The sequence below is a fragment of the Streptomyces sp. NPDC018610 genome, assembly GCF_044391765.1.
Lineage (GTDB): Bacteria > Actinomycetota > Actinomycetes > Streptomycetales > Streptomycetaceae > Streptomyces.
This window is the reverse complement of record NZ_JBISAL010000003.1, coordinates 182,978-205,294: the sequence shown is the minus strand read 5'-3', so window position 1 is coordinate 205,294 and position 22,317 is coordinate 182,978. Positions and strand designations below refer to the sequence as shown.

The following is a 22,317-nucleotide window of genomic DNA, read 5'->3' as shown; positions in this document are numbered from 1 at the left end:
GTGCCCTTGCCATAGGGCGCGTTCGTACAGGGCCGCTCTCTCGGCGCAGAGGTCCTCCGGGCCGTGCTCCGGGTGTGGTGCCGGGCTCACCGGGTGTCCTTCCGTCGGCTTCAGGGTTCCTGCTTCAGGATGCCGGACTGTGCGATGAGGTAGCCGAGTTGCGCCCGGCTGCCACTGCCGAGAGCGGAGGCGAGTTTGGCGATGTGGGCGCGGCAGGTGCGGACGTTCATGCCCAGACGGCGGGCGATGGCCTCGTCGACGTGTCCCTCGACGAGGAGCTTGGCGATGGAGTGCTGGATCTCCGTGATGCCGTCGGGGGCGGTCTCGTAGGGGGCGCCGGTGCTCAACGGTACGGCTCTGGCCCACATGAACTCGAAAACTTTGATCAGGTATCGGACGAGACCCGGGTGACGTAGCTCCAGAGCGACCTGGCGGTCGTCACGGGTGGGGATGAACGCCACTGTCTCGTCGCAGATGATGAGGCGCTCGACCAGCTCGTCGATGGTGCGATACTCCACCTTGCCGTCGGCGAACTGGGAGACGTAGCCGAGTGTCTCGGGACTGTACCGAGCGGTGTGCTGGTACAACGTCCGGATGCGTACGCCGCGTTCGATGAGCGGACGGTCGCGTTCGAGTCCCTGTACGAGAGTGTGTTCGAGGCGGCGGCTGCTGGGCTGCACGGTGAGCATTTCCGACCGGCACTCGGACGTGGCCAGATCCAGTGCCGCGTTGATCCTGTCCAGGCCCTCCAGCACCGAAATGGAGTGCGTGGCCGTGGTGACCTGCGCGCTGAGCGCCATGAATGGCTCGAACGCCTCGGCCAGTTCGACGGAGAGCCGCCTGCGATCGGCGATCTCCCGCTCGATGGGGTTGAGCCGATGGGCCAGGGCGACCGACGGAGGCACTGGGCGCAGCCAGTTCGGATCGTCCGGATCGGGGTGCAGGAGAGCGAACTCCACCAGGCAGGGCGCCGGCTCCGCGTCTTCCCGTGCCACGCGGCCCGCGCGGAGCGCCTGCGCGTAAAGACGGGCTCCTTCCTCGCACAGCTCACTCATCGCATGGGGATGTGAGACATTGGTCTGATTTGTCAAGAAATCTCCACCCCCCAGGGTCCTGAACGTGCAGGAACATGATGCACCGTTTGGGTGGCCATGATGTGCCCGAATGAGCCATCGTCTATGACTGACGGGGGAGAGGGGACCTTCAAGTGAGGACGAAGCCGACTATGCATAAGAGAATGCTTCGCTCAGTGCTTGTTGCCGCCTGCTCTGCCGTCCTGGCCATCAGCGCGCTGGCTGGCCTGTCGGGCGCGGAGGGTCATACGACCCGGGCGGACAGCACGTGGGGAGTAGTCGCACCCGGTGGTGCCAGGACATTCGTCGTGGCCGACTCGGCTTCCCCCGTTCGTCCAGACGACAGCACGTGGGGCTGACCGATGACCACACCACCCGACGACCGCTCCTTCCGCCGCGAGATGGCCACCGCCTACCGCTCCGGCTGGCACTTCATCGACCTGGTCACCGCCATCCCCCACAGTGGTGACTCGTTGATGGTGACCGTCTTCGGTGAGCCGGTCGTCGTCACGCGGGACGAGGACGGCGACGTGCGGGCCTTCCGATGCCTGCGCCGGCCTCGCGGGGCGCCGCAGCCCGTGCGGTGCGCCATCCGCTACGGAATGATCTTCGTGAACCTGGACCAGCGGGACCACCGGCAGGTGGCGCCGGAGCCCGCCGACATCAGGACCATCTCAGCCACCCCCCGCAGTGCCTGACGCGATTCCCCCGTCGTAACAGATCGCTCAGGCGCTTCCCCCCCGCAGCGGCGTCACCGTGACCTGAACACGGTGACGCCGCTGCAGTTTTGTGCGCGTTCGCGTGGAGTTGCGTGACTGTCCTCCGCCCCGGTCTGTGGCCGGAAACAGCCCCTGCGCGCCGTTCCCCTCAGCCACGCCCCAGTGCCCGGGTCAGCCGGATCTCGATCACCACGCGGGCCGGGTTCGGCCTCGGGACCTTCTCGTAGCGCTCGGTGTAGCGGCGTTCCGCCTCCGCGACGTGTTCCGGCTCCGTACGGACGTACGCGCGTCCCTCCAGCGTCGCCCACCGCCGGCCGTCCACCTGGCACACGGCCACCGGCGCGCCCCGCTCCCCGGCCGCCCGTACGTGCCGCACCTTCGCGCTCGTCCCGCTGGTGATCACCCGGGCGAGCCGCGCCTCGGGGTCGTAGGTCACCGAGACGGGGACGACGTGCGGGGTGCCGTCGGGGCGGAGGGTGGTCAGCGTGCACACGTGCCGTTCCCGCCAGAAGCTGAGATACGCCGCGTCGGGAGCCCCCGGGTCCAGGGCATACGAGGTGGTGGCCATGGACACGGAAGTTAGCCGACCCGGGGGCGGAGGCGGGAACGGGGAGGAGGACGGTTGGGCGGGTCCGGCGGCGCGAAACCCGGGCCGGGCGGGGCTCCCGCAACCGGGTTGAGTGGAATAGACTCAACTTTGTGCACGTTGACTGAGTCAGCACCGGGAGACGTGGCAGACCGCCGACGCCGAGGAGGAGAGAAGCGACCGTGGACGCCGAGCTGACCAACAGGAGCCGGGACGCGATTCAGGCGGCCGGCAACCGGGCCGTGTCCGGTGGACACCCCGACCTGACCCCCGCCCACCTGCTGCTCGCGCTGCTGGAGGGGCAGGACAACGAGAACATCATCGACCTGCTGTCGGCCGTCGACGCCGACCAGGCGACCGTCCGGGCCGGCGCCGAGCGGGTGCTCGCGTCGCTGCCGAGCGTGACCGGTTCCACCGTGGCGCCGCCGCAGCCCAACCGTGAGCTGCTGGCGGTGATCGCGGACGCGCAGAGCCGCGCGAGGGACCTGGGCGACGAGTACCTGTCCACCGAGCACCTGCTCCTCGGCATCGCCGCGAAGGGCGGTGCGGCCGGCGAGGTGCTGGCCGGTCAGGGAGCCGGTGCGAAGAAGCTGCAAGAGGCGTTTCAGAAGGCGAGGGGAGGGCGCCGGGTGACCACACCCGACCCCGAGGGCCAGTACAAGGCCCTGGAGAAGTTCGGCACCGACTTCACGGCGGCGGCACGCGAGGGGAAGCTGGACCCGGTCATCGGCCGGGACCAGGAGATCCGCCGTGTCGTGCAGGTGCTGTCGCGGCGCACGAAGAACAACCCGGTCCTCATCGGTGAGCCCGGCGTCGGCAAGACCGCCGTCGTCGAGGGCCTCGCCCAGCGGATCGTCAAGGGCGACGTGCCCGAGTCCCTGAAGGACAAGCGGCTGGTCGCGCTCGACCTCGGGGCGATGGTCGCGGGCGCGAAGTACCGCGGCGAGTTCGAGGAGCGGCTGAAGACCGTCCTGGCGGAGATCAAGGACTCCGACGGGCAGATCATCACCTTCATCGACGAGCTGCACACGGTCGTCGGCGCGGGCGCCGGCGGCGACTCCGCCATGGACGCGGGCAACATGCTCAAGCCGATGCTGGCCCGCGGCGAGCTGCGCATGGTCGGCGCGACCACGCTCGACGAGTACCGCGAGCGGATCGAGAAGGACCCCGCCCTGGAGCGGCGCTTCCAGCAGGTGCTGGTCGCCGAGCCCAGCGTGGAGGACTCCATCGCGATCCTGCGCGGGCTCAAGGGCCGCTACGAGGCCCACCACAAGGTGCAGATCAACGACTCCGCGCTGGTGGCCGCCGCGACCCTGTCCGACCGCTACATCACCTCCCGTTTCCTGCCCGACAAGGCGATCGACCTCGTCGACGAGGCCGCCTCCCGGCTGCGCATGGAGATCGACTCCTCGCCGGTCGAGATCGACGAGCTCCAGCGCGCCGTCGACCGGCTGCGCATGGAGGAGCTGGCCCTCGACAAGGAGACCGACGCCGCCTCGCGCGAGCGGCTGGAGAAGCTGCGCCGCGACCTCGCCGACAAGGAGGAGGAGCTGCGCGGCCTGACCGCCCGCTGGGAGAAGGAGAAGCAGTCCCTCAACCGGGTCGGCGAGCTGAAGGAGAAGCTCGACGACCGGCGCGGCCAGGCCGAGCGCGCCCAGCGCGACGGCGACTTCGACACCGCCTCCAAGCTGCTGTACGCGGAGATCCCGGAGCTGGAGAAGGAGCTGGAGGCCGCCTCGCGCGCCGAGGAGGAGGCCGCCAAGGACACCATGGTCAAGGAGGAGGTCGGCCCCGACGACATCGCCGACGTGGTCGCCTCCTGGACCGGCATCCCGGCCGGCCGCCTGCTGGAGGGCGAGACGCAGAAGCTGCTGCGCATGGAGGACGAGATCGGCAAGCGGCTGATCGGCCAGGGCGAGGCCGTGCGCGCGGTCTCCGACGCGGTGCGCCGCTCCCGCGCCGGCATCGCCGACCCCGACCGGCCCACCGGCTCCTTCCTCTTCCTCGGCCCGACGGGCGTGGGCAAGACGGAGCTGGCCAAGGCGCTCGCGGACTTCCTGTTCGACGACGAGCGGGCGATGGTCCGCATCGACATGTCGGAGTACAGCGAGAAGCACAGCGTGGCCCGGCTGGTCGGCGCCCCGCCCGGATACGTCGGCTACGAGGAGGGCGGCCAGCTCACCGAGGCGGTGCGCCGCCGGCCGTACAGCGTGGTGCTGCTGGACGAGGTGGAGAAGGCCCACCCGGAGGTCTTCGACGTCCTGCTCCAGGTGCTGGACGACGGCCGGCTCACCGACGGGCAGGGCCGCACGGTCGACTTCCGCAACACGATCCTGATCCTCACCTCCAACCTGGGCAGCCAGTTCCTGATCGACCCGATCGCCGGCGAGGCGGAGAAGAAGGAGCAGGTCCTTGAGGTCGTCCGCGCCTCCTTCAAGCCGGAGTTCCTCAACCGGCTGGACGACCTGGTGGTCTTCTCGGCCCTCACCAAGGAGGAACTGAGCCGGATCGCGAAGCTCGCCATCGACCGGCTCGCCAAGCGGCTGGCGGAACGGCGCCTGGCGCTGGACGTCACGCCCGAGGCGCTGGCCTGGCTCGCCGACGAGGGCATGGACCCCGCCTACGGCGCCCGACCGCTGCGCCGCCTGGTGCAGACGGCCATCGGCGACCGGCTCGCCAAGGAGATCCTCTCCGGGGAGATCAAGGACGGCGACACGGTGCGTGTCGACCGGTTCGGCGAGGGGCTGCTGGTGGGGCCTGCGACCGGCAAGACGCTGTAGTCGACCGGGGGCGGCCGGGGGCGGCCGGAGTCGACCGGGAGCGACCGGGGGCGGTGCGCGGCGGTCGTCGGCCGTGTGGCGCCGGTCGTCCGTCGGGCGGCCCCGGTCCGGTTCGCCCGGCGGTGGCCACCCGTACGGCGGTCCGCCGTACGGCCCCCTTCCCCGGCCTCCTTCCCCGGCTCCCGGGGAAGGAGGCCCAATCCGTGCCGGGGCGGTGGTGAGGCGTGTCAGGCCCGGGGCGGAGCGGGTACCCGGCCTGCGGCCGCTCGGGTGACCGGATCGTGTCAGCCCAGGGCTGACAGGGGCCTGAGGGGCTTGCCACGCCCCTCCCCGGATGGGGGAGGATGGCGGGATCCGTACGAAGGGAAAAACACGGTGAGCATCGACCCGTCCTCGATTCCGAACTTCGGGGGCCAGCCCGAGCCGCAGCCCCAAGGACCGGCGGGCCCCGTCGTCCCGGATCAGGACCTTGTGAAGCAGCTCCTGGACCAGATGGAGCTCAAGCACCTCGTCGACGAGGAGGGTGACCTCGTCGCGCCGTGGGAGCAGTTCCGCACGTACTTCATGTTCCGTGGCGAGGGCGACCAGCAGGTCTTCTCGGTGCGGACGTTCTACGACCGGCCGCACAAGATCGACGACAAGCCCCAGCTGCTGGAGGCCATCGACGACTGGAACCGCCGCACCCTGTGGCCGAAGGTCTACACCCACACCCACGACGACGGCGCCGTCCGCCTCATCGGCGAGGCGCAGATGCTGATCGGCGTGGGCGTGAGCCTGGAGCACTTCGTCTCCTCGACCGTCAGCTGGGTGCGGGCCGCGCTGGAGTTCGACCGCTGGCTGGTCGAGCAGCTCGGTCTGGAGGAGGAGATCGACGAGGCGGACAAGCCGGAGGACGGCGAGGCGTAGTACGCGTCCGCGCGGGTTCGGCCGTGGATCCGTGAGGACCCTCGGCTACGACGCGTGAGTGGACGGGAGCCCGGCCGGGGCGGGACCTTCGAGGTCCCACGCCCCGCACCGGGCTCCCGCTGTGTGCGGGCCCTGGGTGTCTTCGCCCCGCCGCCCCCACCCGTTTCCCCTCCCCGGGCGGCTCCGCCCCCTGCGCCCCCTGCGCGGGTCGGTCCCGGTTCTCGCGGGGCTCCGCCCCCGCACCCCGGCGGGGCTCCGCACCGGCCCTTGCGGGTGCTTCGTCCCCGGCGCCCGGCTCGGCCCTCGCGGGGCTTCGCCCCTGCGCCCCCGGCGCGGGTTCGGTCCCAGTCCTCGCGGGGCTCCGCCCCGTGCGCCCTTGCGGGGCCGCGCTCCCAGCCGGCAGGGGAGCCTTGACCTCCGCTCCCGGCCCCGGCCCCGCCCCCGGCCCCGGCCGGGGAGCCCCGCCCCCCGCCCCCCGGCCCCGGCAGGGGTGTTGCCCGGCCGCCGTCCCCGGCGGGTCAGGCCGCCAGGGTTTTCAAGCGGGTGGCGGCTTCCTGGAGTACGGGGATCTGCTTGCAGAAGGCGAAGCGGACGAAGGGGGCGCCCTCGACGCGGTGGTCGTAGAAGACCGCGTTGGGGATGGCGACCACGCCCGCCCGTTCGGGCAGCGCGCGGCAGAAGGCGAAGCCGTCGCTCTCGCCGAGGGGGCGGATGTCGGTGGTGACGAAGTAGGTGCCCGCCGGCTGGAAGACCCCGAAGCCCGCCTCCGCGAGCCCGGCGGCCAGCACGTCCCGCTTGGCCCGCATGTCCTCGCGGAAGGCGGCGAAGAACGACTCGGGCAGCGCCAGCGCCTCGGCGACCGCGTACTGGAAGGGGCCCGAGGCCACGTACGTCAGGAACTGCTTGGCCGAGCGCACCGCCGTGACCAGGCCGGGAGCGGCCGTGATCCAGCCGACCTTCCAGCCGGTGAACGAGAACGTCTTGCCGGCCGAGCCGATCGTGACCGTGCGCTCGCGCATCCCGGGGAGCGTGGCGAGCGGGATGTGCTCCGCGTCGTCGAAGACCAGGTGCTCGTACACCTCGTCGGTGACCACCAGCAGATCGCGCGCGACGGCCAGTTCGGCGATCGCCGTCAGCTCCTCGCGGGTGAGCACCGTGCCGGTCGGATTGTGCGGGGTGTTGATCAGCAGCAGCCGGGTCCGGTCGGTCACGGCCGCCCGCAGTTCGTCGAGGTCCAGCCGGAACGCGCCCTCGTGCGGCCGCAGCGTCACCGGTACGCGCCGCCCGCCCGCCATGGCGATGCAGGCCGCGTAGGAGTCGTAGTACGGCTCCAGGGCGACCACCTCGTCGCCCGGCTCCACCAGCGCCAGCAGGGCCGCCGCGATGGCCTCGGTGGCGCCCGCGGTGACCAGCACCTCCGTGTCCGGGTCGTAGGAGAGGCCGTAGCGCCGCAGCTGGTGCTCGGCGACGGCCGTGCGCAGTTCGGGGACGCCGGGCCCCGGCGGGTACTGGTTGCCGCGCCCGTCGCGCAGCGCCCGTACCGCCGCCTCACGGATCGCTTCGGGGCCGTCGGTGTCGGGGAAGCCCTGTCCCAGGTTGATCGCCCCGGTGCTCACGGCGAGGGCGGACATCTCGGCGAAGATCGTCGTCCCGAACTCGGCGAGCCGGCGGTTGAGGAGCGGGCGTGCGCTGGAGGTCATGCCGGCCATCCTGCGCCCAAGCTCTGGACTTCCTCAAGTGTGCTTTGGTCCGCGCGGCGGCCGGGGATATCCGGGGCACGCAGCGAGCGAAGCGCCCACGGGGGGCGTTCCCGGGGAGGCGTCCCGGGGGAGCGGAAGGAGCGTGACGCCATGGTCTTCTTCATGGTCCTGGCGGTGATCGCGGTGCTGTTCCTGGGCGCCGCGGCACGGGGGAAGGCGCGCGGCGGCCGGAAGGTCCGGTCGGGCAAGGCGCGTCGCACGCGGGCGTACAGCGGGGGAGCGGGAGGCGGCGGGGGCGCCGGTTGGTGGGCGTCGGACGGCGGGAGCTCGTCGTCCGGCGGCCACCATTCCGGCGGTCACCACTCGGGTGGTCACCACTCCTGCGGGGGGCACTCCTCCTGCGGCGGTCACTCCTCGTGCGGCGGGTCGTCCTGCGGCTCGTCGTGCGGGGGCGGATGCGGCGGAGGCAGCTGACACGGGGCAGCTGAGCTCCTGGGCCGGGTCGTCGGCCGGCCGCGCCCAGCGGGCCGCGCCGTCGGCCGGTCCGCTCTCCGGGCCGGTCGCCGCCCGGGTCCGCTCTCCGGGCCGGTTCGCCGACCGGGCCCGGCGAGCGCCGCGTCCGTGCCGGGGCGTCCGCCGGGGAAGTCGCTTCCGCCGGGCGCCCCGGCGCACACCACCGAGTGCGCCGATATGTACGCCCTGGCGTACGCCGTAGTTGAACAGTTGAGCTGTAAAACCCTCTGAGGGATGGAAACCCCACGAAGTTGGGTAAAAAAGCTGTGGCGGCACCGCCGTTCGTGATTCCCTCTAACTCGCCGACGCAGCCCCCAGGACATCCTGCTCACACCCCTTCTGAACTGGGCTGACCGGGCCGTCCTCCCCCGTGTCGACCGGGGTGCGCCGGCCCCTGAATCCCCACTTTCTTAAGCGTGCTAGCGGAGCCGATCCATGCTCACGACCCTGAAGACCTCCTACACCGACACGCGCGCGGCCGACCTCGCCTGGGCGCTGGGACGCGAGCCGCTGCCCGCACTCGCCACACTCGACCTCGAACTGTCCGGCGCGAAACTGCAGTTGAGACTTCTCGGCGCCTCCCACCAGGTCCTCCTGGAGGAGGAGCGGGGCACCTGCTCGGAGACGGTGGCGTGCATCGCGGGCTCCAGCACGCCCCTGCCGCTCGGCGTCGCCAAGCGGATCGGCGACTGGGAGTACGAGTTCGCCGCGCGCGTCGAGGAGTTGTCGCCCGGTTCGTTCGCCGGGCGCGCGCAGGAACTGCTGGCCCTCGTCTGCGACCACCCCAACGGCCTGGCCGGCGTCTTCCCGGGCAGTCCGCACGCGTTCACCGCCATGCTGGCCCAGCGGCAGGGCGGCCAGGTGCACTGGCGCACCTGGCACGCCTACCCGCAGGACGGGCAGTTGGTGGCGACCCGCACCAGGGTCGGCGCACGCCGGTCCGCACCGGTCGGCGTCAACTGAGCGAGTTCAAACAAAGGATGCGTCAGTGACTCCGTTTCCACACGTGTGGGTGACGAAGCGTGGCAGGCCCGTGACGTAACGTCGCAGTCGTGATCGAACCGCACGCCCCGGCCCCGCCCCGCCCGGCGCCCCCACGAAGTGGCTGCGCCCGGCTGCCCGTCCGGCCGGGAACCGGCCGGTTCCTCGTCCTCACCGGCGTCTTCGTCTGCGCGGCCTGCGCACTCGTGTACGAACTCGAACTGGTCGCGCTGGCCTCTTACCTGATGGGCGACTCGGTCACCCAGGCGTCCGTCGTGCTGTCCGTGATGGTGTTCGCGATGGGCGTCGGCTCGCTCGTCGCGAAGCGGCTGCGGCGGCGCGCGGCGATCGCCTTCGGCGCCATCGAGGCGACGCTCGCCCTGGTCGGCGGGGGCAGCGCCATGGCGCTCTACGCCGTCTTCGCGTGGACCGGCGACTGGGGCGGCCTGTGGGCGAGCGGCCCGCGCTGCCTGCTGGTCGCCTTCTCGCTCGCCATCGGCCTGCTCGTCGGCGCCGAGGTGCCGCTGCTGATGGAGCTGATCCAGCGGATCCGCCGCCAGGACGCCGGCGGCGCGGTCGCCGACCTGTTCGCCGCCGACTACGTCGGCGCGCTCGTCGGCGGCCTCGCCTTCCCGTTCCTCCTGCTGCCGCTGCTCGGCCAGCTGACCGGCGCGCTGCTCACCGGCGCGGTCAACGTGCTGGCCGGCGGGACCCTCGTGCTCGGCCTGTTCCGGCGGGACCTCACCCCGCGCGGGCGACGGCTGCTGCTCGCCGCCAACCTCGCCGTGCTCGCCCTGCTCGGCTCGGCCGCCGCCCTGGCCGACGACTTCGAACAGGCCGCCCGGCAGGCGGTCTACGGCGACGACGTGCGGGTGGCGATGCAGACCGGCGTCCAGGAGATCGTGCTGGCCGGCGGCACCCGGGGCCGTCCGCTCGACCTGTTCCTCGACGGACGGCTCAGGGTCAGCAGCCAGGACGAGCGCCGCTACCACGAGGGGCTCGTCCAGCCCGCGATGGCCGGTCCGCACGCCCGCGTGCTGATCCTCGGCGGCGGCGACGGCCTCGCCGCCCGCGAGGTGCTGCGCCACCCGGGCGTGGACCGCGTGGACGTCGTCGAACTGGACCCGGCCGTCGTCCGCCTGGCGCGCACCGACCCGGCCCTCGCCCGGCTGAACGGGCACGTGTACGGCGACCGGCGCGTCCATGTGCGGACGGCCGACGCGTTCGCCCGGCTGCGGGTGACGCCCGCGGCGGCGTACGACGTGGTGATCGAGGACCTGCCCGACCCGGGCATCACGGCGAGCACCAAGCTGTACTCGCGGGAGTTCTACGACCTGGCCCGGCGCGCCCTGGCGCCCGGCGGGCGGCTCGCGGTGCACGCGGGCCCGCTCGCCTCCCGGCCGAGCGTGTTCTGGACGGTGGACACGACCATCCGCGCGGCCGGGCTGCGCACCGTCCCCTACCGGGTGGGCGGCCGCGGCTCCCGTTTCGCCGCCGGGCCCGACCGGGCGTCCGGCGCCCTGCGCGCCCCGCGCGACTGGGGTTTCGTCCTGGCCGCCCGCACCGCGCCGGACCTCGCCCTGGACCCCCGGGCGCCACGCCCGCGCACGCTCACCGCGGTCACGCTCGTCGCGGACGCCCGCGCCGCCGCCCGCACCCGTGTCCGCGACCTGCCCGCGTCGACGCTGATCCACCCGCGCTACGCCGGCTGACCCCTCGGCGGCAGGCGGCACCGGGCGCGCAGGGGACGTGTGCGCCGTACGGGCGTGCCGGTGGCCCGTCCCTCCCCCGGAGTGGGACGGGCCACCGGGCTTCCCCCCGCTGCGGCGACCGGGGCGACGTACGGCGGCACGGGATCCCGCCTCCCCCGCCCCGGCCCCCGGCCGTTCCCCGCGGCTGTCGTCGGCCCCGGCGGTCCCGACGTCTCCGGAAGCCCCGGTCCGACGCAGTGCTGCCGGTGCGTCATGAACGTACGGCCGCATGGTGCGGCGGCGCATCACGCCGCGGGTGGAGCCCGGGGTGAACCGACGCGGTAGCCGCTCGGTTCCTGCAACTTCCGCGGTACCGCGAAAGGTTGACGCGGAGCCTCGCGCACCGGGTTTACGCTGCGGCGATGCGGACCCACCCCCTCGTGGTCGACGGCCTGACGGCCCTGGTGCCGACGGCCGTCGCGTGCCTGCTCGGCGCGGAGGCCGGCAGCCAGGGGTGGCCCCCGCTCGACGTGTCCGCCTGGGTGCTCGTCGCCCTGACCAACCTGCCGCTCGCCCTGCGCGGCAGGGCCCCGGTCGCCGTCCTCCTCTTCGTCCACGTCTGCTGGGCGCTCTACGTCGCCCTCGGGAACTGGCCGGTGGTGAACTCCCCGGCCGCCATGGTCGCCCTCTACACGGTGGCCGCCACCCGGCCCGCCCGGACCACCGCGGTGTGCGCCGCCCTGCTGGGCGCCGTGTGGGTCTACGCGGGAGTGGTCAGCGGGTCGGACATGATGGCGTCGGTCGTGGGCCAGGCGGTCGGCTATCCGCTGGCGCTGTGGTGGTTCGGCCACCTCGCCCGCAGGAGCGCCGAACTGACCGTCCGGCTGCGCGCCGAGCAGGCCGAGCGGGCGCGGCGCGAGGTCGCCGAGGAGCGGGTGCGGATCGCGCGCGAACTGCACGACGTGGTCGCCCACCACATGGCGGTCATCAACGTCCAGGCGGGCCTGGCCCGGTTCGTCTTCGACTCGGACGCGCCCACCGCGCGCGCCGCGCTGGGCACCATCGGCACCGCGAGCGGCGAGGCGCTGGCGGAACTGCGCCGCATGCTGGGGCTGTTGCGCGCGGACGGCCTGGACGGCGAGGAGCGGGGCGGCGCCGCCACCGAGCCGACGCCCGGCCTGGACCGGCTGGAGGAGATGGTGGAACGGGTCCGGGCGGGCGGCGTCCCGGTCGCCCTGCGCGTGCGCGGTGAGCCGAGGACGCTGCCGTCCGGGATCCAGCTGTGCGTCTACCGGGTCGTCCAGGAGGCCCTGACGAACGTGCTGAAGCACGCGCCGGGGGCCCGTGCCGCCGTGGAACTCGCCTACCGCGCGGGCGAGATAGAGGTGTCGGTCACCGACGACGGGAGCGGCCCGGGCAAGGAGCGCGACGGCGGCCGGGGCAAGGAGCGCGACGGCGGCCGGGGTCAGAGCAGGGACGGCGGCCGGACGCAGGGCAGGGACCGCGGCAGGGAGTCCGGCCGGGAAGCGGGCCGGGACCGCGGGCGGGAACACGGCCGGGACCACGGCAAGGAGCGTGGGAGGGGGGTGGATCCGGACAGAATGCGGCAGCACCGCGGTCACGGGTTGATCGGCATGCGCGAGCGCGCCAAGCTCTACGGCGGGACGATCGTCGTCGGCCCGCGGCGCGAGGGGGGATTCGGCGTGCGTCTGACCCTTCCGACGTCGGAGCAGGCCGCACGCCGGGGAGACGCCGTCAGGGAATGATCAGAGTGCTGGTGGTCGACGACCAGTTCCTCGTGCGCAGCGGACTGGTCGCGCTGCTGCGCGCCGCCCCCGGCATGGAGGTCGTCGCGGAGGCCGCGGACGGGGCGGAAGCGGTGACCCTGGCCGCCAGGACCCGGCCGGACGTGATCCTGATGGACATCCGCATGCCCGGGATGACGGGCATCGAGGCGACCCGGCGGATCCTCGCCGACGCGGCGGACCCGGCGCCCCGCATCCTGATCCTCACCACCTTCGACCTCGACGAGTACGTGTACGGCGCCCTGCGGGCCGGCGCGGCCGGCTTCCTCCTCAAGGACGCGGGCCCCGAACGCCTGCTGGCCGCGGTGGCCGCCGTGCACGGCGGCGACTCCCTGTTCGCGCCGGTGGTCACCCGGCGGCTGGTGGAGGCGTTCACGGAGCGTACGGACGCCCCGCCGGCGCCCGCGGAGTCCCCGCCCGGCCTGCGCGCCCTCACCACCCGCGAAGTGGAGGTGCTCCGGCTGGTCGCCCGGGGCCTGACCAACGCCGAGGCGGCCGACCGCCTCTTCATCAGCGAGGCCACCATCAAGACCCACCTCAACCGCACGATGGCCAAACTGAGCCTGGCGAGCCGCGCGCAGGCGGTGGTAATGGCGTACGAGACGGGCCTCGTCCGGCCGGGCGGCGAGGCCTGACCGGCGGCTCGCCGGGGCAGGGGCCGGGAGTCCCCGCCGTTTCACGGGCGGTGCTCGCTCTCGTGGGAAGGGTCCCGTGGGAGCGGTCCCGCGAGAACGGTCACGGGGCGGGAAGGGTATTCGGGGCCTTCACTGGGTAATGTCGGCTGACATGGAGCACGAGGTGTTCGTTCCGGTTCCGGCCCGGCGGCTGCGGGCGGCGCTCGCCGACCCCGACCAGGTTGCCCGGGCGGTCCCCGGGTTCCAGCAGGACGCGGGCGCCGAGCCCGTCGCCGGCCGCCTGAAGATGCGGATCGGCGGCACCTCCATCACCTACCGGGGCGCCCTGCGCCTCCTGGCCCGGGACGACGGCACGTACGCCGTCGAGGGCGAGGCGGCCGAGTCCCGGGGCACCGGATCGGTGAAGCTCGCGCTCACCCTCCGCCTCCGCGACGCCGACGACGGGACGACGCTCATCGCCGACGGCACCGCGTCCGCCGACGGCCGGGTCGCCGAGCTGGCCCCGGACGCCGTGCGGACCGCCGTGGCCCGGCTGCTGAACCGCTTCGCGCAGAACCTGGCCGACGGGAGCGCCGGACCGGAGGCAGGCAGCCCGGCCGACGGGGACGCCGGACCGGAGGCAGGCAGGACGGGGGTGGAGGCCGAGCCGGATCCGGAGTCCACGGAGGAACTCGCCACCGAGGACTTCGCCCCGCTGGCGACGGGCGACTTCGAGGCCACGCCGGACGCGGACGACGCCCCGGCGCCGCCGCCCCCGGCCGCCCCCACCGGCCCCGGTGACGCGGCCCCCGGTGGCGCGGCCTCCTCCGGCCCCGCCCCCGTCTCGGATTCCGCCGAGGACGCCGGCGCCGCCGGACCGCTCCCCGCCGATCACCCCGCCGAGCCCGCCGAGCCCGCCTCCGTCTTCGACACCGAGGTCCCGCCGCCCTCCCTCGACCCGGCGGTCGACGACGAGTACGGCCCGTACGAGGGCGACGAGAGCGCGAATGGCCTGAGCGACGAGGAGGACGAGGAGGGCGGGGCGGACGGCCCGGCCGAAGACGCCGTTCCCGGTTCCGGCTCCGTTCCCGGCTCCGGCTCCGGCTCCGGCTCCGTTCCCGGTTCCGGTTCCGGCTCCGTTCCCGGTTCCGGCTCCGGAGGCTTCGCCGAGTCCGCCGGGCCGCCCGCCGAGGCCGCGCACGCGCGCCGCACGATGATCGGGCGCAGCGCCGAGGAGGTGGACCACGCGCCGCCGCGTGGTCGCTACGCCCCCGTCCCCGCGCCGCTCACCGTCTCCGCGGGTTCCGCGCTGCGCTGGGCGGCCCCCGCCGCGGCGCTCGCGGTGGCCGGGGCGATCGTCGTGGGCAGGGCCCTGCGCCGCCGCCGCTGACACCCCGGCCGCCCCGGGCGCGGACCGGCCTCCTGATCGGCCCAGTAGCCTCGTCCCGTGAGTAACGAAGACATCACGCTGACCGCGGGCGACGCGGAAGCGACCGTTCAGCCGGGCAACGGCGGCCGCATCGGAGGACTCCGGGTGGGCGGTCTGGAGCTGCTGCGCCAGGGCGGGAAGTTCGGCTGTTTCCCGATGGTCCCCTGGTGCGGCCGGATCCGTGACGGCGAGTTCCGGGACGGCGCCACCGTCCACCGGATGCCGCTCAACTCCCCGCCGCACGCCATCCACGGCACCGCGCGCGACGGCGCCTGGCGCACGGCCCGCGTCTCGGCGGACGAGGCGGTGATCACGTACGACCTCGTCGAGCCCTGGCCCTACCCCGCCCGCGTCACCCAGGTCGTCACGCTGACCGAGGACTCCCTGACGCTGCGGATGTCGGTGGAGACGTACGCGTCCTCCTTCCCGGCCCAGATCGGCTGGCACCCCTGGTTCAACCGGAACCTCGGCGGCGAGGACGTGCGGCTGGACTTCCGTCCCGCCTGGCAGGAGGAGCGCGGCGAGGACCACCTGCCCACCGGCCGCCGCGTCGACCCGAAGCCGGGTCCGTGGGACGACTGCTTCGGGATGCCCGACGGCGTCGACGTCGCGCTCACCTGGCCCGGGCAGCTGGAGCTGAAGGTGACCAGCCCCGACCAGTGGGTCGTCGTCTACGACGAGCAGGAGGCCGCCGTGTGCGTGGAGCCGCAGACCGGCCCGCCCAACGGCCTGAACACCCGTCCGCGCCTGGTCACGCCGCTGGAGCCGCTCGAGGCCGCGACCACCTGGGCCTGGCGCCGCAACTAAGCTGGCTGCCATGAGCGACGTTCGCGGCGAGCTGCTGCAGCAGATCAAGGACAAGGCCGTGGTGCACGGCAAGGTGACCCTGTCGTCGGGTCTGGAAGCCGACTACTACGTCGACCTTCGGCGCATCACCCTCGACGGTGAGGCGGCCCCGCTGGTCGGCCAGGTGCTGCTCGACCTGACCGCCGACTTCGAGTTCGACGCGGTCGGCGGCCTGACGATGGGCGCCGACCCCGTCGCCGCGTCGATGCTGCACGCGGCCGCCGCGCGCGGGCGGAAGCTGGACGCCTTCGTGGTGCGCAAGGCCGCCAAGGCGCACGGCCTGCAGCGGCGCGTGGAGGGTCCGGACATCAAGGGCCGCCGTGTCCTGGTCGTCGAGGACACGTCCACCACCGGCGGTTCCCCGCTCACCGCCGTCGAGGCGGTGCGCGAGGCGGGCGCGGAGGTGGTCGCGGTCGCCACGATCGTCGACCGGGCCACGGGCGCCGACGAGAAGATCCGTCAGGGCGCCGGGGTGCCGTACGTCTTCGCGTACTCGAAGGACGAACTGGGCCTGGACTGAGCGCGCGGGGGCGCGTTCGCCGTCCGCACGCGACCCGTTATCCACAGGCTGGACAGGGTGTCCGTAGCATCCGGCCCCGTCTGCGAAGATGGGGCCGACGATGACGTCACTCCCTAGGTCAGGGCCGTAAGAACGCAGAACGCACCCCGCACATACAAGGAGCGGACAGATGCCCATCGCAACCCCCGAGGTCTACAACGAGATGCTCGACCGGGCGAAGGCAGGCAAGTTCGCCTACCCGGCCATCAACGTGACGTCCTCCCAGACCCTGCACGCGGCCCTGCGCGGCTTCGCGGAGGCGGAGAGCGACGGCATCGTCCAGATCTCCACGGGTGGCGCGGAGTTCCTCGGCGGCCAGTACAGCAAGGACATGGTCACCGGCGCCGTGGCCCTGGCCGAGTTCGCGCACATCGTCGCCGAGAAGTACCCGGTCAACATCGCGCTGCACACGGACCACTGCCCGAAGGACAAGCTCGACGGGTACGTGCGTCCGCTGCTCGCGCTCTCCCGGAAGCGCGTCGACGCCGGCCTGAGCCCGCTGTTCCAGTCCCACATGTGGGACGGCTCCGCGGAGACCCTCGCCGACAACCTCCAGATCGCGCAGGAGCTGCTGGAGCAGGCCCGCGCCGCCAAGATCATCCTCGAGGTGGAGATCACCCCGACCGGCGGCGAGGAGGACGGCGTCTCCCACGAGATCAACGACTCCCTCTACACCACGGTCGACGACGCGATCCGCACCGCCGAGGCCCTGGGCCTGGGCGACAAGGGCCGCTACCTGCTGGCCGCCTCCTTCGGCAACGTGCACGGCGTGTACAAGCCGGGCAACGTGGTGCTCCGTCCCGAGCTGCTCAAGGAGCTCAACGAGGGCGTGGCCGCGAAGTACGACAAGCCGGCCGGCTCGCAGCCGTTCGACTTCGTCTTCCACGGCGGCTCCGGTTCCTCGGAGGAGGAGATCCGCACCGCCCTGGAGAACGGCGTGGTCAAGATGAACATCGACACCGACACCCAGTACGCGTTCACGCGTCCGGTCGTCGACCACATGTTCAAGAACTACGACGGTGTCCTGAAGGTCGACGGCGAGGTCGGCTCGAAGAAGACGTACGACCCGCGCACCTGGGGCAAGCTGGCCGAGGGCGGCATGTCGGCGCGTGTCGTGGAGGCCTGCGGCCACCTGCGTTCGGCGGGCACCCGCATCAAGTAGCACCCGGATCGTCGCGGCAGACGATCCTTCGGCGGACCCGGCGCTCCAGGCGCCGGGTCCGTTCTCGTCCGGCCGCCGGTTACGGCCCGGCCGGCCGGTTCTGGTCGGGCCCGTCGGTTCTGGTCCGGCCGGTCGGTTCTGGTGGGGCTCGCCGGTTTGCGTGCGGCTGGACGGTTCTGGTCCGGCCGGTCGGGTCTCGTCGGGCCGGTCGGTTCTGGTCCGGCCGGTCGGTTCTGGTGCGGCTCGCCGGTTTGCGTTCGGCCGGTCCGTTCTCGTCCGGCCGGCCGGTTCTCGTCGGGCCGGGCGGTTCTCGTCTGGCCCGTCGGCGGCCGACGGGGGATGATCGCGGCATGGCTGTCCCCGCACAGCACGCGCCCCAGCACGCGCCCGACGTCAGGATCTCCAGCCCCGCCGGCCGATGGATCCTGTTCACCACCGTGCTCGGCTCCAGCATGGCCCTGCTGGACTCGACCGTCGTCAACGTCGCCCTGCCACGGATCGGCCAGGACCTGGACGCCGACCTGGCCGCCCTCCAGTGGACCGTCAACGCGTACATGCTCACCCTGGCCGCGCTGATCCTGCTCGGCGGCTCCCTGGGCGACACCTACGGCCGCCGGAAGGTCTTCGTGCTCGGCGTGGTGTGGTTCGCCTCGGCCTCCCTGCTGTGCGGCCTCGCTCCGTCCACCGGCGTGCTGATCGCCGCCCGCGCCCTCCAGGGCGTCGGCGGGGCCCTGCTGACCCCCGGCTCCCTGGCGCTGATCCAGGCATCCTTCCACCCGGACGACCGGGCGCGTGCGGTCGGCCTGTGGTCGGGCTTCGGCGGCATCGGGGCGGCCGTCGGCCCGTTCGTGGGCGGCTGGCTCGTAGACGGCCCCGGCTGGCGCTGGGTGTTCCTGCTCAACGTCCCGCTGGCGCTGCTGTGCGCGCCCGTGGCCGTCCGGCACGTCCCCGAGTCCTCGGCCGGCGCCGCGCACGGCCGCTTCGACGTCACCGGGGCGGCCCTGGGCGCGCTCGCCCTGGCCCTGGTGACCTACGCCCTCATCGAGGCGCCCGGCGGCTCGGCGGCCGTCGCGGTCACCGCGGCCGCCGGGGTCGCGGCGGGCGTCGCCTTCGTGTACGTGGAGAGGCGCCGCCCGGACCCGATGCTGCCGCCGGACATCTTCGCCTCCCGCCAGTTCACGGCGGTCAACCTGGTCACGCTGTGCGTGTACGCGGCGTTCGGCGGCTTCTTCTTCCTGACCGCCCTCCAGCTCCAGGTGGTGGCGGGCTACTCGCCGCTGCGGGCGGGCACCGCGCTGCTCCCGACGACCGTCCTCATGCTGCTGTTCTCGGCCCGCTCGGGCGCCCTCGCCGACCGCATCGGCCCGCGCGTCCCGCTGACCGTGGGCCCGTTGCTGTGCGCGGCCGCGATGCTGCTGATGCGGCGGGTCGGCAAGGACGCGGACTACCTCACCGACGTGCTGCCCGCCCTGCTGGTCATGGGCGCCGGCATGGTGACCCTGGTCGCCCCGCTGACCGCCACCGTCCTCGCCTCCGTGGACACCTCCCGTGCGGGCCTGGCCAGCGGCATCAACAACGCCGCCGCCCGCGCGGCGGGCCTGGTCGCGGTGGCGGCGCTGCCGCTGCTGGCCGGGATGGGGCCGGACGCGTACCGCTCGGCGGACGCCTTCGACGCGGCGTTCCGGCGGGCCATGCCGATCTGCGCGGGGGTGCTGGTGGCGGGGGCGGTGCTGGCCTTCGCGACCGTCCGCCGCCCGGTCACCGCATGCCGGCACCCGGAGTGCCGCACCCACGGCTCCGTGACCGCCCCGCCCCTGGAACCGGAGCGCGGGACGACGGAGCCCTAGGGCAACGCGCCCTGGGGCTCGGCGCCGACCGTGCGCTCAGGCCTTCAGTTCGGCGTACGCCTCTTCGCTGCTGTCCCGCAGGAACTCCCGGCACCGGGTCGCCTCGTCCGTCTCTCCGATCTCACCGGCGGCGCGGGCGAGCGCGGCCAGGCAGCGCAGGAAGCCGCGGTTGGCGCTGTGGTCCCAGGGGATGGGGCCGTGCCCCTTCCACCCGGCCCGGCGCAGCTGGTCGAGCCCGCGGTGGTACCCGGTCCGCGCGTAGGCGTACGACTCGACGACCCGGCCCCCGGCGAAGGCGTCGTCGGCGAGGACCGCCCAGGCCAGCGAGAACGTCGGGTGCTGGGCCGCGACCTCGGCCGCCGGCAGCGACTCCTCTTCCAGCAGGCGGTACGCCTCCTCGTTCTCCGGGAGGCGGGTCGGCTCCGGGCCGCCGAGCAGGTTCTTGTGCGTGGTCATGGAAGCAGTCTGCCACTGGGCGCCGGGCCGCCGGTCCGCCCCTGCCTTTCCCGCCCCGGCCCCCGAGCGGACCGTACGGACCGTAAGGGCCGTGCGAGACCGGACGAGACCGGACGGCACCGGGCGGGACCTGACGGCACCGGGCGGCACCTGACCGGGGGCCGGGCGGCACCGGGCCGACCTTGCGATCTGCGCCGGGGGTGCGCAGGATGCGGGTGGGGACCGGGGCCCCCGTGCCGGCATCGGCAGGGGCGGACCGCTACCCGGAGTACATGCAGGAGACAGCGATGTCCCACCAGGCTCAACCGACCGCGAGGCCCGAGAGGGCCGCCGCTGAGCCCGAGACCCCGCATCTCGACTTCGAAGGCACGACGCCGTACGAGGACTACGTCAAGGCGGACGTGCTCACCCACCTCCAGCACACCCTCTCCGACGATCCCGGAGAGATGGTCTTCCTGGTCACGACCCAGGTCATGGAGCTGTGGTTCACCGTCATCGTCCATGAGTGGGAGACCGCGGCCCACGCCCTGCGCACGGACGACGTGCCGACGGCGATCGCCGCGCTGAAGCGCTCCGTACGGGAGCTGGAGGCGCTGAACGCCTCCTGGAAGCCACTCGGACAGCTCACCCCGGCCCAGTTCAACAGCTACCGCGGCGCCCTCGGCGAGGGCTCCGGGTTCCAGTCGGCGATGTACCGGCGCATGGAGTTCCTGCTCGGCGACAAGTCCGCGTCGATGCTCGTCCCGCACCGCGGCGCGCCCCGCGTCCACGCCGAGCTGGAGAAGGCGCTCCACGAGCCGAGCCTGTACGACGAGGTGCTGCGGCTGCTCGCCCGGCGCGGACACGCCGTCCCGGAGGCCGTGCTGCGGCGCGACGTCTCCCTGCGCCACGAGCCGTCCCCGGAGGTGGAGGCCGTCTGGACGGCGCTTTACGCGGGCGACCAGAACGACGAACTCGCCCGGCTGGGCGAGGCGTTGACGGATGTCGCCGAACTGGTGTGGCGCTGGCGCAACGACCACCTGGTCGCCACCCGCCGCGCGATGGGCGCCAAGGCGGGCACGGGCGGCTCCGCCGGTGTGGCCTGGCTGGAGAAGCGGGCGCGGAAGAACGTGTTCCCCGAACTGTGGACGGCGAGGTCCCATGTCTGAGCTGACGGAATCGACGGAACCGGCGCAGGCGGAGCCGAGGTCGCTCCTGGACCGGGCGGCGGAGGCCACGGCGGGGGCACAGGCGCCGTCGGGCAGGGCGCGGGAGCTGGACGCCGCCGACCCGCTGGCGTCGCTGCGCGACCGGTTCGTCCTCGACGACGGCGTCTACCTGGACGGCAACTCGCTGGGCGCGCTCCCGGCCGGCGTCCCGGACCGGGTCGCGGACGTCGTGCGCCGCCAGTGGGGCGAGCTGCGCATCCGCTCCTGGGGCGAGAGCGGCTGGTGGACCGCGCCCGAGCGGATCGGCGACCGGATCGCCCCGCTGGTCGGGGCCGCGCCGGGACAGATCGTGGTCGGCGACTCGACCAGCGTCAACGTCTTCAAGGCGCTGGTGGCGGCGGTGCGGATGGCCCGGGAGGCGGGCCGCGGGGACGGCGCCGGCGCGGACGTCCGGGACGAGATCCTGATCGACGCGTCGACCTTCCCCACCGACGGGTACATCGCGCGGTCCGCGGCCCGGATGACGGACTGCGTCCTGCGTCCGGTGCTGCCGCACGAGGTGCCCGGGGCGCTCGGCCCGCGCACCGCCGCGGTCCTGCTCAACCACGTCGACTACCGCACCGGCCGCCTGCACGACCTGCCGTCCCTGACGGCCGCCGTGCACGCGGCGGGGGCGTACGCCGTCTGGGACCTGTGCCACAGCGCGGGCGCCCTGCCGGTCGGGCTGGACGAGCACGGGGTGGCCCTCGCGGTCGGCTGCACGTACAAGTACCTCAACGGCGGCCCGGGTTCACCGGCGTTCCTGTACGTCCGCGCCGGCCTCCAGGACCGTTTCGACTCCCCGCTGCCCGGCTGGAACTCGCACGCCGAGCCGTTCGGCATGCGGCCCGACTACGAGCCGGCGAAGGGCGCGGTGCGCGGCCGGGTCGGCACCCCGGACATCCTCTCCCTGCTCGCCCTGGAAGCGGCGCTGGACGTCTGGGAGGGGGTGTCGGTCGAGGCGGTGCGGGCCAAGTCCCTGGCGCTGACGGACTTCTTCCTGGAGTGCGTCGCCGCCCACGTCCCCGCCGGGCGGGTGGAATCGGTGACGCCGGCCGAGCACGAGCGGCGGGGCAGCCAGGTGGCCCTGCGCTGCCCGGACGCCGGGGAGGTGATGAGGCGGCTGATCGAGCGCGGCGTGGTCGGCGACTTCCGCCACCCGGACGTGCTGCGCTTCGGCTTCACCCCGCTGTACGTCTCCTTCGCGGACGTGGAGCGGGCGGCGCGGGTGCTGGCGGAGGTGCTCGGCGAGTCGTAGGGAGCGGGGGTGGGCCGGGCGCCCTGCCGGGCCTGCCCCGGTCCGCGACCGGTCCGCCCCCGGCGGATCTCTCCGGCCCGTTCGTACGGTCCGCCCCGTAGGCCGATCCGCCGCCTCGGCGGCCCTTCGCCGGCCCTTCGCCGGGCCCTCGGCGGCCCTTCGGCGGCCGCTCCCGCGCCGGGCGTCGAACGCGCGTGTCGGTGCA

Annotated in this window: 18 protein-coding genes; 14 read left to right on the top strand and 4 right to left on the bottom strand. The window is 73.5% G+C overall.

What is annotated here, in order from left to right:
- Positions 1-110: 110 nt before the first annotated feature.
- The gene (locus ACH5A8_RS10435; RefSeq protein WP_399000142.1) at positions 111-1,055 is read right to left on the bottom strand and encodes a helix-turn-helix transcriptional regulator; all 945 of its coding nucleotides are present in this window, start codon (positions 1,053-1,055) and stop codon (positions 111-113) included.
- Between the two features lie 380 nt (positions 1,056-1,435).
- On the opposite strand from ACH5A8_RS10435, the gene ACH5A8_RS10430 reads away from it, so the two are divergent.
- A complete protein-coding gene (locus ACH5A8_RS10430) occupies positions 1,436-1,771 on the top strand; it encodes a hypothetical protein (RefSeq protein WP_399000140.1) in 336 nt (111 codons plus the stop codon).
- Positions 1,772-1,940: 169 nt separating this feature from the next.
- On the opposite strand, the gene ACH5A8_RS10425 is transcribed toward ACH5A8_RS10430, so the two are convergent.
- Positions 1,941-2,360 carry a pyridoxamine 5'-phosphate oxidase family protein gene (locus ACH5A8_RS10425; RefSeq protein WP_399000139.1) on the bottom strand — a complete coding sequence of 140 codons (420 nt, stop codon included), beginning with the start codon at positions 2,358-2,360 and terminating at the stop codon, positions 1,941-1,943.
- A gap of 200 nt (positions 2,361-2,560) precedes the next feature.
- On the opposite strand from ACH5A8_RS10425, the gene clpB reads away from it, so the two are divergent.
- Together clpB and ACH5A8_RS10415 are read left to right on the top strand one after the other, a co-directional pair.
- Positions 2,561-5,158, top strand: a complete 2,598-nt coding sequence (gene clpB / locus ACH5A8_RS10420; RefSeq protein WP_399000137.1) for an ATP-dependent chaperone ClpB — start codon at positions 2,561-2,563, stop codon at positions 5,156-5,158.
- Positions 5,159-5,533: 375 nt separating this feature from the next.
- Entirely contained in the window at positions 5,534-6,064 is a 531-nt protein-coding gene (locus tag ACH5A8_RS10415) for a YbjN domain-containing protein (RefSeq protein ID WP_399000135.1), read from the top strand.
- 518 nt (positions 6,065-6,582) lie between these two features.
- On the opposite strand, the gene ACH5A8_RS10410 is transcribed toward ACH5A8_RS10415, so the two are convergent.
- A complete protein-coding gene (locus ACH5A8_RS10410) occupies positions 6,583-7,773 on the bottom strand; it encodes a pyridoxal phosphate-dependent aminotransferase (protein WP_399000133.1) in 1,191 nt (396 codons plus the stop codon).
- Between the two features lie 939 nt (positions 7,774-8,712).
- On the opposite strand from ACH5A8_RS10410, the gene ACH5A8_RS10405 reads away from it, so the two are divergent.
- From ACH5A8_RS10405 to ACH5A8_RS10365, 9 genes are all read left to right on the top strand, one after another.
- Positions 8,713-9,240 (top strand): DUF2617 family protein, encoded by a 528-nt coding sequence (locus ACH5A8_RS10405; RefSeq protein ID WP_399000130.1) that lies wholly within the window; start codon positions 8,713-8,715, stop codon positions 9,238-9,240.
- 89 nt (positions 9,241-9,329) lie between these two features.
- Positions 9,330-10,970 carry a polyamine aminopropyltransferase gene (locus ACH5A8_RS10400; protein ID WP_399000128.1) on the top strand — a complete coding sequence of 547 codons (1,641 nt, stop codon included), beginning with the start codon at positions 9,330-9,332 and terminating at the stop codon, positions 10,968-10,970.
- Between the two features lie 401 nt (positions 10,971-11,371).
- On the top strand, positions 11,372-12,715 hold the full coding sequence (locus ACH5A8_RS10395) for a histidine kinase (RefSeq protein WP_399000126.1): 1,344 nt from the start codon (positions 11,372-11,374) through the stop codon (positions 12,713-12,715).
- Entirely contained in the window at positions 12,712-13,389 is a 678-nt protein-coding gene (locus ACH5A8_RS10390; RefSeq protein ID WP_399000124.1) for a response regulator, read from the top strand. The genes ACH5A8_RS10395 and ACH5A8_RS10390 overlap by 4 nt, the downstream gene beginning before the upstream one ends.
- 151 nt (positions 13,390-13,540) lie before the next feature.
- The gene (locus tag ACH5A8_RS10385; protein ID WP_399000122.1) at positions 13,541-14,758 is read left to right on the top strand and encodes an SRPBCC domain-containing protein; all 1,218 of its coding nucleotides are present in this window, start codon (positions 13,541-13,543) and stop codon (positions 14,756-14,758) included.
- Between the two features lie 57 nt (positions 14,759-14,815).
- Positions 14,816-15,604: an aldose 1-epimerase gene (locus ACH5A8_RS10380; RefSeq protein ID WP_399000120.1), complete on the top strand. Its 789-nt coding sequence runs from the start codon at positions 14,816-14,818 to the stop codon at positions 15,602-15,604.
- A gap of 10 nt (positions 15,605-15,614) precedes the next feature.
- Positions 15,615-16,163 carry an orotate phosphoribosyltransferase gene (gene pyrE, locus ACH5A8_RS10375; protein ID WP_399000117.1) on the top strand — a complete coding sequence of 183 codons (549 nt, stop codon included), beginning with the start codon at positions 15,615-15,617 and terminating at the stop codon, positions 16,161-16,163.
- 169 nt (positions 16,164-16,332) lie between these two features.
- Positions 16,333-17,364, top strand: a complete 1,032-nt coding sequence (gene fbaA, locus ACH5A8_RS10370; RefSeq protein ID WP_399000115.1) for a class II fructose-bisphosphate aldolase — start codon at positions 16,333-16,335, stop codon at positions 17,362-17,364.
- Positions 17,365-17,714: 350 nt separating this feature from the next.
- Complete coding sequence (locus tag ACH5A8_RS10365; protein WP_399000113.1) at positions 17,715-19,211, top strand: MFS transporter; 1,497 nt, start codon at positions 17,715-17,717, stop codon at positions 19,209-19,211.
- Between the two features lie 36 nt (positions 19,212-19,247).
- Here the strand turns inward: ACH5A8_RS10365 and ACH5A8_RS10360 are convergent, their stop codons facing one another.
- Positions 19,248-19,667, bottom strand: coding sequence for a DUF3151 domain-containing protein (locus tag ACH5A8_RS10360; RefSeq protein WP_399000111.1), 420 nt, complete (start codon positions 19,665-19,667; stop codon positions 19,248-19,250).
- A gap of 287 nt (positions 19,668-19,954) precedes the next feature.
- On the opposite strand from ACH5A8_RS10360, the gene ACH5A8_RS10355 reads away from it, so the two are divergent.
- Together ACH5A8_RS10355 and kynU are read left to right on the top strand one after the other, a co-directional pair.
- Entirely contained in the window at positions 19,955-20,815 is an 861-nt protein-coding gene (locus ACH5A8_RS10355; RefSeq protein ID WP_399000654.1) for a tryptophan 2,3-dioxygenase family protein, read from the top strand.
- Positions 20,808-22,112, top strand: a complete 1,305-nt coding sequence (gene kynU, locus ACH5A8_RS10350; RefSeq protein WP_399000109.1) for a kynureninase — start codon at positions 20,808-20,810, stop codon at positions 22,110-22,112. Before ACH5A8_RS10355 ends, kynU begins: the two co-directional genes overlap by 8 nt.
- Positions 22,113-22,317 lie beyond the last annotated feature (205 nt).